The organism is Vibrio sp. OPT46, from assembly GCF_015163535.1.
Lineage (GTDB): Bacteria > Pseudomonadota > Gammaproteobacteria > Enterobacterales > Vibrionaceae > Vibrio > Vibrio alginolyticus.
On record NZ_JADDYG010000530.1, the window covers coordinates 22,284 to 35,599 of the forward strand.

The 13,316-nt window shown below is 44.5% G+C and carries 10 protein-coding genes and 1 pseudogene; 7 read left to right on the forward strand and 4 right to left on the reverse strand.

Translation table 11 applies throughout. The features are described 5' to 3' along the window. The 4 genes and pseudogenes from IQR33_RS21585 to IQR33_RS21600 all read left to right on the forward strand — a co-directional run. Positions 1 to 624 (forward strand): annotated as a pseudogene (locus IQR33_RS21585) (J domain-containing protein); the annotation flags it as partial. Positions 625 to 801: 177 nt separating this feature from the next. After that, positions 802 to 984, forward strand: a complete 183-nt coding sequence (locus tag IQR33_RS21590; RefSeq protein WP_005377960.1) for a hypothetical protein — start codon at positions 802 to 804, stop codon at positions 982 to 984. A 411-nt stretch (positions 985 to 1,395) separates the two neighbouring features. Next, entirely contained in the window at positions 1,396 to 1,788 is a 393-nt protein-coding gene (locus tag IQR33_RS21595) for a SulA-like leucine-rich domain-containing protein (protein ID WP_005377962.1), read from the forward strand. Positions 1,789 to 1,991: 203 nt separating this feature from the next. Next, positions 1,992 to 3,095 (forward strand): phosphoribosylaminoimidazolesuccinocarboxamide synthase, encoded by a 1,104-nt coding sequence (locus tag IQR33_RS21600; RefSeq protein ID WP_193837434.1) that lies wholly within the window; start codon positions 1,992 to 1,994, stop codon positions 3,093 to 3,095. Between the two features lie 78 nt (positions 3,096 to 3,173). Here the strand turns inward: IQR33_RS21600 and IQR33_RS21605 are convergent, their stop codons facing one another. The 3 genes from IQR33_RS21605 to IQR33_RS21615 form a co-directional block, all read right to left on the reverse strand. Then, positions 3,174 to 4,847, reverse strand: coding sequence for an alkaline phosphatase D family protein (locus IQR33_RS21605; protein ID WP_104979024.1), 1,674 nt, complete (start codon positions 4,845 to 4,847; stop codon positions 3,174 to 3,176). A gap of 329 nt (positions 4,848 to 5,176) precedes the next feature. Beyond that, a complete protein-coding gene (locus IQR33_RS21610; RefSeq protein WP_005377965.1) occupies positions 5,177 to 5,554 on the reverse strand; it encodes a hypothetical protein in 378 nt (125 codons plus the stop codon). Positions 5,555 to 5,842: 288 nt separating this feature from the next. After that, complete coding sequence (locus IQR33_RS21615) at positions 5,843 to 8,197, reverse strand: helicase-related protein (protein ID WP_193837435.1); 2,355 nt, start codon at positions 8,195 to 8,197, stop codon at positions 5,843 to 5,845. Between the two features lie 213 nt (positions 8,198 to 8,410). Between IQR33_RS21615 and IQR33_RS21620 the strand changes: the two genes are divergently transcribed. The 3 genes from IQR33_RS21620 to IQR33_RS21630 all read left to right on the forward strand — a co-directional run bounded on the left by IQR33_RS21620 (position 8,411) and on the right by IQR33_RS21630 (position 12,578). Further along, positions 8,411 to 10,099, forward strand: coding sequence for an NAD-dependent malic enzyme (locus IQR33_RS21620; RefSeq protein ID WP_005377977.1), 1,689 nt, complete (start codon positions 8,411 to 8,413; stop codon positions 10,097 to 10,099). Positions 10,100 to 10,253: 154 nt separating this feature from the next. Next, positions 10,254 to 10,988: a SanA/YdcF family protein gene (locus IQR33_RS21625; RefSeq protein WP_005388862.1), complete on the forward strand. Its 735-nt coding sequence runs from the start codon at positions 10,254 to 10,256 to the stop codon at positions 10,986 to 10,988. A 219-nt stretch (positions 10,989 to 11,207) separates the two neighbouring features. Further along, on the forward strand, positions 11,208 to 12,578 hold the full coding sequence (locus tag IQR33_RS21630; RefSeq protein WP_017634863.1) for an SLC13 family permease: 1,371 nt from the start codon (positions 11,208 to 11,210) through the stop codon (positions 12,576 to 12,578). A 143-nt stretch (positions 12,579 to 12,721) separates the two neighbouring features. On the opposite strand, the gene IQR33_RS33930 is transcribed toward IQR33_RS21630, so the two are convergent. Beyond that, the coding region (locus tag IQR33_RS33930; protein WP_228014055.1) for a GGDEF domain-containing protein at positions 12,722 to 13,316 on the reverse strand (595 nt) is incomplete at its 5' end.

The window sequence follows — 13,316 nt, forward strand, 5'->3', positions numbered from 1 at the left end:
ACAACTTCTCAATTGACTGAAGCCTTGTATCAAATGGCTTCTCAGCATAATCCAGCAGCAGAACAAGCTTATAATCAACTGTTAGAGCAGCGCTTCAACCAACTGCGAGCTAAACAAGTCTCGCAAATAAAGTCGCTCGATAAAAAGGCTGAGCAAGCACAGGAAGAGAAAAGCGCAGTTGCAAACCCCAAAGTAGAACACTCGCAGTTTTTATGGCTGATCTGGCTAGCGGCGATACTAATCATCAGCGGCTTAAGTTTTCTCGTAATCAAGAAACTTAAGCAGAATAGAAAAGCGCTTGAAGCCAAAGAGGAAAGCCAAAATCAACGAATGGCGAAAAAAATAAAAGAGCTAGAGTTTACGAACAAGCAACTGAAACGCCAGCTAGAGAAAGTATTCAAAGAATTTAAGAAATCCAAAACCCAGGCAGAGAACCATAAGCTAAGCGTCGCGTGTGCTATGTTTGGCTACACACCACAACACATCCCTGATTTACAAGCAATCAAGCTACGCTATAGACAGCTATCAAAGCTTTATCATCCTGACACAAGAGGCAGTGAAGAAGAAATGAAGCGACTCAATCATGCCTTTAAGCTCGTCTCACAAAATGTTACAAAACAGTAAAAATAGGTCAGGATACTTTGGCTAGCATGCTTTTAGACCTATATAATCAAGCGCCGCAATCGATCTCCCTCTCAAACAAATTAACAGACATTTAACTTAAGTCGCGCTTTTATGCCATAATGCCCGGCGCAAAATAACACCTAACGACTCAAATTAATCTAGGTGGGGAGAAAATCAATGTTCACTGAAGAAGGCACCTGTGATTGGTGTAAAAAACCTAGCCTTGTAACTCGTCACGATTATTTAGATGGCAAGCACCACTACTCATGTAAAGCTTGTTACGACATGGCGAAAATCGACGTGCGCCTATTTAACCAAGGCGAATTACAAATGCGCGAACGCTTGCAACGAGCGAGCTAAGCAAGACGGAATCAACGGAACTGATTTTCAAAGGCGCCTCTTAAGGCGCTTTTTTGATCGGCCAAGCCCTATTTCCAATCTCTATCTCGTATTCCCTCCTATCTTACATAGCACGTCGCATCGGTTATCAGCCCTCTCCCACTGTATACAAACCATTGTCCGTGAAAAACACCTGTATATACAGTAGTAAACCCCTGTATGTCTCTCGTCCAGTTTTCTACTCACCTCACATTTTTAAATTGATGTTAGACATATCAAAAATGAAAAACAACCACATAAATTCAATTACTTAGAATCAAATCCTTTTATTTCCTTCTCAAAAAACCGCAAATAACTTTTGAGAAACTGGTTGATCAGGTCACCAAAACAAACTACTGTATACACATACAGCATGTATAAAGGAACAGTAAGATGCAGTTACAAAGTCAATCTCATACATACTCTCGTTACAACGTATTGGCACAAGCAACTAAGCCCATGGCCGTTTCGGATCAGCTTCTATCTAAGCTGGCTGTTTTATCGCAGCAGAAACAATGGATTTTGTTTACAGCAGACTGCCCTCGTCCAGACTTTGAACAACTCACTGCTTCTAATATTTGCTGTAAAAACGTTATTCAAATGAAGCCCTCTCAACAGCTTTCAGAAGTCGAGATCGTGATAAAAGCCATCCGCTCAGGCAATGCCAGTGCTGTTGTCGCATCCAATAAAATTGCACTTATGAATCAATCTATGTTGCGCGACATGGCGCAGCGCTATCAGTGTGAAGTCTTTTTCGTCGAAGGCAGAGTTAATAAGTACCACTAATAAGTTCGACGTTATCCATCCTGCATCTCGCCTCCTTTTTAAGGGGGCTTTTTTTGTATTAAAGAAAACAGGCAAACGTTTGCTTTTTCTCTGGCGAGTTAAAATAGTTCTGGTATGATGCCCACATTCGATTTATTCAGCGCCCACATTTTGCTGAATATCTTCTCTTTCTGACGTTTGATTAAGATGATAGGAATGTCGCAATGAGCCTTGCTAATCAAGTACTTGCCGTCAATGACGACCTGCCAATTCGCACCCATAAACCCGTTCATAGTGGAAAAGTTCGTTCAGTTTACTGGTTAACTGAAGAAGACAGCACCCGACTGATCAAAGAAAAAGGATACAATGTCGCTCCAGATGCGCCTTTGGCTATCATGGTGATTAGCGACCGAATCTCTGCATTCGATTGTATTTGGCATGCTGAAGGTGGTCTTAATGGTGTCCCGGGTAAAGGGGCTGCGCTTAATGCGATTTCTAATCACTGGTTCAAACTGTTCAAAGAAAATGGCTTAGCAGATAGCCATATTCTAGACATTCCTCACCCTTTTGTTTGGATTGTACAAAAAGCCAAACCGGTAAAAATCGAAGCCATCTGCCGCAAATACATCACGGGTTCGATGTGGCGCGCTTACGCAAATGGCGAGCGCGAGTTTTGTGGAATCCAACTTCCTGAAGGGTTAGGAAAAGACAAAGCACTGCCAGAGTTGCTAATGACCCCATCCACAAAAGGCATTCTAAAAGGCATTCCCGGTGTGCCAGAAGCGGATGACGTAAATATTACTCGTCAAAACATCGTAGACAACTACGAAGCATTTAACTTCTCAAGCGCTGACGATATCGCACTCTACGAAAAATTGCTGAAAGAAGGCTTTAACGTTATCAGCCAAGCGTTAGAAGAAATCGACCAAATCTTTGTCGATACCAAATTCGAATTTGGTTATGTTCATGATGCTGCTGGCAATGAAAAGCTGATTTACATGGATGAAGTGGGTACACCAGACTCGTCTCGTATATGGGATGCTAAAGAGTACCAAGCAGGTCACATCGTAGAGAACTCAAAAGAAGGTTTCCGCCAGTTCCTACTTAACCACTTCCCTGACCCAGATATCTTGCTAAACAAAGAACGTATGCCTGAGCGCGAAGCTCTCGCTCGTGATAATGCTTTGCCCGTCGAATCTTTGATGGCGATTTCGAGCACTTACATTGGTATTGCCGAGAAGATTACAAGCAAGCCGATTCATTTGAGTGAGAATCCGAAAGCGGAAATCATCGAGGTTCTGAGCAAAGAATACGGATTGATTGACTAGCACTGTCGCTAGATTGCTAAACGCTTTCCAATAAAAAGTCCGCACTAGCCTGCGGACTTTTTTCGTATTAGGCTCACCTTAGCCGATATTTAACGTAGTGCCATCTGTTGTAGAGGCTGACTTGGTCGTCACCTGATATGTTTTGTCTTTAATCGTTGATACGAAATACCAGGTCGACTCTGCCTTGTCGGGCGTAAAAGTAACGCGCATAAAGCCACGCTGTTTGATGTCTGCCCACTGTAATTCTGACACTAAGTGCGGCAGCGTGTATTCCATTTGAGCGATCGCAACAGGGTCTAACGCGAGGTAGGCCTCTAACCCAGGGGAACTCACAGAGCTAGTCGCAAACTCTACCCCGATAGGATGCTTAGATATGTCTTTAAGCTCACTTGCCCATGCGTTGTGCGTATCTCCTGCCAAGCAGACAAAGTTACCACTGCTGGCTTTGGCCAGTTGATAAACTTTCTCTCGCTCAACGTAGTAACCATCCCATGCATCTAGGTTATATGGCAAAGCAATGGTATCTAAACTTGGGTCAGAGAGATAACCCGTAATCGCAGAGTTTACCGCTAATAACGCCTCTGTTTTTTGTTCTTCAGTGGCAGTAAACAATTGAAACATCGCGGTCATAACCGAACTTGGCAACTCCATACGAGACATTAACACTTGTTGCCCTAGCACATTCCAAGTTGCGTCGTGCGTACTGAACGCATCCATCAGCCAAGCGAGTTGGTCACCGCCTAACAGCTCTCGGTCATGACTGCGCGACTGAGCAACTAAACCGCCAATAGCTTCCATCGTTGGTGAGCTGAGCGAGAAATAATCCAACGGTTTATCACGCCCCACAAGTCGCGTGTCGAGCATCATCAAATTGACTAAACCTCCAAACGAAAACTGACGGTAAATCAGCATGTTTGAGAAAGTGTTTTCACGAACGGGCAACCATTCTGTCCACGCGGCAGCCGCAGCTGCACGACGATCATTAAAACTGCCTTCCTCTTCTTGATGGTTTTCCGCACCATTTTTCCAACTATCATTTGCAAGCTCATGGTCATCCCAGACTGCAATCATTGGTAGGCTCGCATGTAACGCTTGCAGATCAGCATCTTGGCGATATTGCGCATACCGTTTTCGGTAATCATCTAAGGTAATGCATTCAGTGCCTTTGCTTGGCTCTCGCCCTAGTGCCTCAGCATCTTCATTAGCGTAGCCACCAGCACCATACTCATATATGTAATCACCGAGATGAAGCACCACATCAAACGGGTCTTGCTCATGTTGATTTAAAATCTCTCGGTACACATGGAAATAGCCAGCAGGATAGTTTGCACAAGAAACAACCGCCATGGATGCCTTTTCTACACCATCTTCTGGTAATGTTTGAGTTTGCCCGACTTCGCTAGTGACATCACCAACCATGAATCGATAGTAGTAACGAGAATTTGCGTTGAGATTTTGAACATCGACTTTTACCGTGAAATCTCGGCTCGTGTCTGTGGCAAAAGTGCCACTTTGCACGATATCAGTAAAATTTTCGTTAGATGAAACTTGCCAGTTTACATCTGCGTAGCTCGCTGAGGTTGTAACACGAGTCCAAATGATTACTTGTGTTTGAGTAGGATCTCCACTCGCCACTCCGTGCTCAAAGGTAACCGCAACAGATTCACTAGCATCGCTACCACAGCCCACCAGCCCGGTAACAATCGCCGTTGAAGAGGCAGCTTTCATAAAGTCTCGACGAGACAAAGACATATTGACTTCCTTTCTTATTGTGTTTGTTTTTATGCCCAAATGACGTGGTGACTCAATCATCCTTGTGTGCCAATAAGGGACGTTAATTCGAACTTACAGTACCAACCACTTAGTCGGTAATTTGTCCTAAAAACACAAAGTTAGAAGCTAGTTATGACAATTGCATTTCCAAACGTTACATTTTTGTTAATTTAAGTGCAAATACTCTATATTCATCACACTTCCAAGACCTGTGACAAAAACCTCAAAATAAAAAAGCGACCTACTTTGAGGTCGCTTTTCATTGCACTATTGTTAAGTAGTACATCGATGAAGTGGAAATACTCAGCCTAAAACTTGATGTTAAGAACATCTTGTTCTGACGTATCCACCTTCAACTGACTGCGAGATTCTATGTACTCGATTTGCTGAACATCGAGCGAATATGGCATAACGACTCGCAATTCATTGATCCCTTCATGTTTAGCTAACTGGGTTAAGCGGACCAAATTGGATTCATCACTTTTACGAGAAGACATCGATTTTAATGCGGCATCCCACAACCGATCTTCAGGCTTGCTCAATTCCGCAATGTTCTGTTTCCACATCAAACCGAAAATAGGCGCGATGGTGGCAAATGCCTCTAAGAAGGTCCATTTTTTACTACCTGTCGCCCCTAAAAAGCTAGTGTAGTCGAATTCAATGCACGTCTTTCCTTGTTGATCCATTCTATGCCCCCGACACTCGAAAATGAGATATACCAAATATCGTTCAACTGTTTTGATATAGCAATGGGATATAAAACATTCGTCTTTTATGCCCTAATTTACATACAAAAGGAAATATTAAAACCAGCTTTGTAACAACTGATGTACAGCTTCGCCATATATAAGCATTCAATTGATTAATATTTCAATTAAGAAACTAAAAACAACACGTAAGTAACGATATCAATATGAAATCATTATAGATTCACCAAGAAAATATCAATTCTTGTCACAACGTCATCCCCCGACCTACTTTACATCAATCACTCGACTGGCCTTTTTATACTGTATCTTCCAACCAGCCCAACGTGGCAGCTCCCAACGCTTCGGGTCTCCCTTACGGTTTCCCTCTCGATAAACGACCTGTACCAGCTTACGAGACGCGTAATACTCGACATCTAGTTGGAGTTCTGGCAGCGAAAGTTCTAAAGGGTACTGCTCCGTGAAATCGTCGTATTCCCATTCTGGAACACCGTTAAATTTTAAGTCTTCTGGTTCAAACAACGCCATATCATCGGTGTTTTCAACGCCTAATGTTTCCAACTGATCCTTTAACCAGCTAGAAAATGTCAAGGAGGCCAAGTCGTTAACCTCTTCTCCTTCGGCATTAAGGCCCAATGCGTTGTAGAGTTTCCAGTGTTGGATTTGCTGTTTTCTTTGAGAAGCAAAACCTGGTAACAGTGTCTCGTCTTCTATCATTTCGACAATAGACTGAACTGCCACATCACCTTTTAACGCTTGATGTTCAGTACAGATTATTCGCCCGGCGTAGACCAAGTGCATCGTTGCTCTTGAGGTCTCTTCTTCATAATTCGTCTCACCTTGTTGCCACTCCCCTAGCTCAAGTTCGCGTAATAACGTCAGCGGGATAGGCATCATAACCGATGCGAGGTTTAGTGTTTGCTTAACACCTCGTCCTGGCACGCTATGGCTATCTAGCACGATGGCCGCTTCTTCTTTATCAGGAAAGCGGCTGTTACGCCCAACCAGCATCTCGACTACGCCATTTCCTAGAGCATCCCTTCGACGAGCTCGTCGGACAAACACAAGCTCAGGGTGCAATGAGGCGATGGAGAAAAAGAGCGCTTCACGTTTATATCGAGAGGCAACGTCAAGTTCCGGCAATTCAAACACTTCTCGCATTTGTTTCGCTAAACCTTGTGCCTCTTCGAGCGCGCTAGCATCAATGATAATGCCTGAGAGTTGCTCCCCCCGAACCAAACGGATCAGTAAAGAGGCATCACATCCGTATGGCTCATCTTGAGATAGAAGCTCAGCGACTTCACCACTTTGTCGCTGATAGAGCTGCGCAGGCACAGATAAGGCGGCAGCCAAATCAATCATTGCTTCCTTCTCTGGCTTCGCTTGAATTCTGGTAACGAGATCGGCAAACAGTGCATCAATAGGTAGTGGATATACTTTTCTCCCGTGCTGCGTGACATTGCCATCCTCATCAATCGCTTCCATGGATAACAACGTCGAATGAGATGCCTCTAGCGACTTTGGGGGAATTGAGTCGAGAAAATCGAGTGTTGAGAGACGGTACCCACAACAAGCCGCTGCCAGCATGGGCTCGACGAGCTCTTCTCTGTGTAATTCTGGAGGTGTCACCAACTCTAAAGGCGCGTGCTCACCATATAGACGAATACAAGCCCCTTCGGTAACGCGACCTGCTCGCCCCATTCGCTGCGCGGCACTGGCCTTAGAAATGTTGGTTAATGTCAGTGCTGTACGTCCATTTCGTTGTACAGTTCTGCGCTCTAAACCACTATCGATTACCACACGGATATTAGGAATGGTCAGAGAGGTTTCCGCGACGTTGGTTGCCAATACGACTTTCCGTTGCTTTTGTACCGTCAGCGCACGATGTCGTTCTTCATCACTGACCGAGGCATGAAGTTTAACCACCATGACATCGCCGCAACTTTGTAGCATCTGAGCACATTGGGTGATCTCTTTGCGTCCTGGGAGAAAAACAAGAATATCGCCACCTTCATCTTCCAGTGCTTCTTTTACCGCTCCGACAACCTCCTGTTCACATCCCTTTTTGTTCGGTAAATAGCGGCTGTCTGTGGAACGATGTGTCACCGTGACTGGAAAGCAACGTCCCTCCGAACGCAGACGCTTAGCATTCAGGTAACGAGCAAGCTTTTCGCCTTCTAAGGTAGCGGAAGTGACGATCAATCGATGTTGATTTCCTTGCTTCAAAATGGCGGTTAATAGATCAATATCCCAGCGTCGCTCGTGAAATTCGTCCACTATCACGACATCAAAGTCTGCTAGCTTGTTTTCCGAAAACCAACGCAGTGCAACCCCCGGAGTGACAAATACAACTTCGGTTTTTTCATCAAAGTAGGCATGAAGCTTGATCGCGTAACCGACTTTGCGACCTATTGGCTCTCCAGATTGCTCCGCAAGAAATTCAGCCAGCGAGGTACAAGCAATTCGACGTGGTTCAATAACCAGAACGCGTCCGTGTTTTGCCGCCCACATGGGCAAGCGGGTAGATTTACCCGACCCGGTTTCGGCTTCCACCACAAGATGGTTAAGCCTTACATGATGGTCAAACTCAGCTTGCAGGCTGTCGATAGGTAGTTGAAACATAGAAATTGGATTTGATTTGATGATGCAAAACATTATACCCAAGTAAAAAAATCCTGCTTTAGGTATCTCTAAACAACCAATATTGCCGATATTTTCGTCGGTATCTGAATTTTTTTGCGACATTACATTGATGTGCATCAACGCATGTTTACAACTAAATAGTGAACCCGTTAAAATTTGGTGCGCATCCTTCAACCCTACATAAGGCACCCAATGAACAACGATAAACGCCCACTATATATTCCATATGCGGGTCCGGCTCTTTTAGCAACCCCTCTTTTGAACAAAGGCAGTGCATTCTCTGCTGAAGAACGTAGTTCATTCAACTTAGAAGGTCTGCTTCCAGAGTCGACCGAAACTATCCAAGAGCAGGTGGAACGTGCCTACCAGCAATACAAAAGTTTCGAAAGCGATATGGATAAACACATTTATCTGCGTAATATCCAAGACACCAACGAAACATTGTATTACCGCCTAGTGCAAAATCACATTTCTGAGATGATGCCTATCATCTACACGCCGACTGTTGGCGCAGCATGTGAAAACTTCTCTAACATTTACCGTCGTGGTCGCGGTCTGTTCATTTCATACCCGAACCGTGACCGTATTGACGACTTGCTGAACAACGCAGCAAACCACAACGTTAAAGTGATTGTTGTGACAGATGGAGAACGTATCCTTGGCTTGGGTGACCAAGGTATCGGCGGCATGGGTATTCCTATCGGTAAACTGTCACTATATACCGCGTGTGGTGGTATCAGCCCTGCTTACACGCTACCAATCGTGCTTGATGTGGGTACCAATAACCCGCAACGCTTAGCTGATCCGATGTACATGGGTTGGCGTCATCCTCGTATTACGGGTGCAGAATACGATGCATTTGTAGAAGAGTTTATCCAAGCGGTACAGCGCCGTTGGCCTGATGCTTTGATCCAGTTCGAAGACTTTGCTCAGAAAAATGCGATGCCTCTTCTAGAGCGTTACAAAGACCGCGTGTGTTGCTTCAATGATGATATTCAGGGTACTGCAGCTGTTACTGTTGGCTCTCTACTTGCCGCCTGTAAAGCAGCAGGAACTCAGCTTTCTAAACAACGTATTACCTTCCTAGGCGCAGGGTCTGCTGGTTGTGGTATCGCAGAAGCGATCATCGCACAAATGGTATCGGAAGGAATTTCTGACGAGCAAGCTCGCTCACAAGTTTACATGGTTGACCGTTGGGGTCTGTTACAAGAAGGCATGCCTAACCTTCTTGATTTCCAACAACGCTTGGTGCAAAAGCATACCAATACGAAAGAGTGGGAAAATGAAGGAAATGGCTTCTCACTACTCGATGTTATGCGTAACGCCAAGCCAACGGTACTAATTGGTGTTTCTGGTGCGCCTGGCCTATTTAGCCAAGAAGTCATCGAAGAAATGCATAAACACTGTAAGCGTCCGATTGTCTTCCCATTGTCGAACCCAACAAGCCGCGTGGAAGCGACACCGAACGACATCATTCGTTGGACAAATGGTGAAGCACTGGTTGCAACAGGTAGCCCATTTGAGCCAGTGGTTCATGAAGGTCGCACTTACCCTATTGCACAATGTAACAACAGCTACATCTTCCCAGGCATTGGCCTTGGTGTACTTGCTGTCAATGCAAAACGTGTCACTGACGAGATGCTAATGGAATCAAGCCGCGCGCTCGCAACATGTTCTCCTCTAGCAATCAACGGTCGTGGGGCTCTACTTCCACCACTAGAAGAGATCCACTTAGTATCGAAAAAAATCGCATTTGCCGTTGGTAAAAAGGCAATTGAACAAGGTGTCGCATTAGAAATTACTGATGAAGCATTGAACGTGGCAATTGAACAGTCGTTCTGGCAACCTGTTTACCGCCGTTACAAACGCACTGCGTTCTAAGCTTGAGACAATTCGTTTAATAATTAGCCCCTACCATGTAGGGGCTTTTATTTTTTTATCATCCTAACCAGATTTTGGCATAAATGGGCTTCTCTCTTTTTGTTTCTATCAGATATGATGAGAACTACATTTTTAGTTAAGGATATAAAACGTTTTGTTATTTTCTCGCATAAGATCAAAGTGGAAGCTGAAATTTTCCTGGAAGCGATTTGCTTTGATTTTGTCGATCTCTGCACTTAGTCTGCTTGTTTCTGTTATTGCCATCGACCGGTGGGTGGTTTTACAAGCCAAAGAGAGCATTTTCACTGAATACGAGCAAATCCCTCAACATGAGGTTGCCGTAGTTCTTGGTACCAGTAAATACATCGGAAAGATCCTCAACACTTACTACACTCATCGCATTAATGCGGCGATTGAGCTTTACAACCAAGGTAAAGTAAAACAGTTTTTATTGAGTGGTGATAACGCCCACCGTTCATACAACGAACCGTGGACAATGAAACGCGACTTACTTAAAGCAGGCGTGCCTGAAGAAGTGATTCACCTTGATTATGCTGGCTTTCGTACCTTAGATTCGATTGTACGAGCAAAAAAAATTTTTGCTTCGGAGCGATTTCTGATTGTGACTCAACGCTTTCACTGCGAACGCGCACTGTTCATCGCTGATGCTTACAGCATTGATGCACAGTGTCTCGCGGTAGCAGGGCCGACGGCCAACAAGCAAAAAACATCGATGCGTGTTCGAGAACTGCTAGCCCGTGTGAAAGCGTTTTTAGACCTGTATATTATCAATACGCAGCCTAAGTTTCTTGGCCCTCAAGAACCTATCGTCGCAGTAAAAGAGCCAAATAAAGCAGCTAACGAGCCTCTTCAAGTCCCCGTCGAATAGAGGAATAACGTGGCTCACAAGCCTAGTAACATTTCTATAAAACAAATGGGTAGTTTTCTACCCATTTCCAATTCTCAACATCACACTTTCTAATTTGCTCTACGATTCAGGCAAAACTCTTTTTCGCATTCAAAGTAACATTTCATCAATAAATAACTACAAGTCAGTTACTTTGCCATAAAAAAACCGACAAAAGGCAATGCAAAAGGAGCACTACCCATGACCGCACTCGCTGTGACATTGAAGAATTGGTTCTTCACTCGCAACAGCATGATTTTGAACGCGAATATCCTATTGTTCATTATCTTGTTTAATACCTTACCCTTTGAACCACAAGTAGTAACCGGCCTGAGCATCTTAGTTTTTGTTGCTATTTTGTGGCTAACCGAAGCGATTCACGTCAGCATTACTGCGCTGCTCATACCACTACTTGCGGTATTTTTGGGTGTGTTCAACACTCAAGCCGCACTGAATAACTTTTCCAACTCCATCATTTTTCTATTTTTGGGTGGTTTTGCACTAGCTGCGGCTCTACATAAACAAAAGTTAGATCAAGCTATTGCAGATAAAGTACTATTGCTGGCAAGAGGAAAAATGTCTGTCGCTGTATTCATGCTATTTGGTGTGAGTGCTGGCCTGTCAATGTGGATTTCAAACACCGCCACCGCCGCGATGATGTTACCGCTTGTGCTGGGTGTGATGACAAAGCTAGACGCTAAGAAAAACCACAACACCTTTTTGTTTGTTCTACTCGGTATCGCTTACAGTGCTTCAATTGGTGGTATTGCAACACTGGTTGGTAGCCCACCAAACGCAATTGCAGCAGCTGAAGTTGGCCTTAGCTTCACTGAATGGATGAAGTTTGGTGTACCTATTTCCCTAGTATTAATGCCAATCGCTATCCTCGTATTGTACACGATGACTAAGCCTGACCTTAGCCACAAGTTTGACCTTGACCATCAACCAGTCGAATGGACAAACGGCAAAATGATTACGTTGGCGATTTTCTTACTGACCGTGACGTTGTGGATATTCAGTAAGCCTATTAACGCTATGCTGGGTGGCTTCGCGAAGTTCGATACTCTTGTAGCTATTGGCGCCATCCTTCTACTTGGTGCTTCTCGCGCCGTCGAGTGGAAAGATATTGAGAAAACAACCGACTGGGGTGTGTTAATCCTATTTGGTGGTGGTATCTGTCTGAGTAACGTCCTAAAAGCAACCGGAACAAGCGTATTTTTAGCTCATAGCTTGTCAGGCTTCCTTGAGCAAGCCGGTATTCTCTTAACGATTCTTGCAGTGGTTGCTTTTGTTGTCTTCTTAACTGAGTTTGCGAGTAACACCGCCAGTGCTGCGCTACTTGTCCCTGTATTTGCGACCATTGCAGAAGCCTTAGGCATGTCTCCGGTTATTCTCTCTGCACTGATTGCCGTCGCTGCATCTTGTGCATTTATGTTACCAGTTGCAACACCTCCAAACGCGATTGTGTTCGGTACGGGTCATATCAAGCAAAAAGAAATGATGCGAATTGGTTTCGTATTAAACATTGCCTGTATTGCTGCACTAACGCTTTTCGCTTGGTTGTTCTGGTAAAAATAGCAAGTTCGATTAGCATTACACTGCTGCTCACGGTAATCGTATCGATAACCCAAACTTCCCCCCCTAAGTGGTGTTCAGCAGTTTCCCTCTTGGTGGCCAGTTGGCCACCTTTTTTCTTTCCTTTTAGTGAACGACTATCAGGCTTGCTTCTTTTCGCAAGCAAGTAAACCATAATGAGCTTCCACTCGGTTGCGACCATTGCGCTTCGCCTGATACAACACTTCGTCAGCTCTCGCCATGGTTTCTGAGACGCGTTCATTCTGCATTTGGGCAACGCCAATACTGCAAGTTAATGATTCACCGTGCACCCACAAATGATCCTCCACATTTTTGCGAATCATTTCTGCCTTCTCTAGCGCTTGTTCAATATTGGTATCAGGGCAAAATACGACAAACTCTTCGCCGCCCCAACGAACGAGTCGATCGTCTGAGTAAATAGAAGTCGCTACCACCATGACAAATTCGCGCAATATGTCATCCCCCATTTGGTGCCCAAATTTGTCGTTCACCTTTTTAAACTTATCCAAGTCCAAATAGAGAATACTGAAGGTGTTATGCCCCCAGCGAACCTGACGAGATTGTTGTTCCAGCCAGTGTTGCACAGCATATCGGTTCATCGCGCCCGTCAAAGCATCTCGATGCGCTAACTCTGCAAACTCATAGTTTTGAGCTCGCAAAGTATCATTCACCTTCTCCAAATGACGGTGACGCTTTTGCGCTTTTTCATAAGCC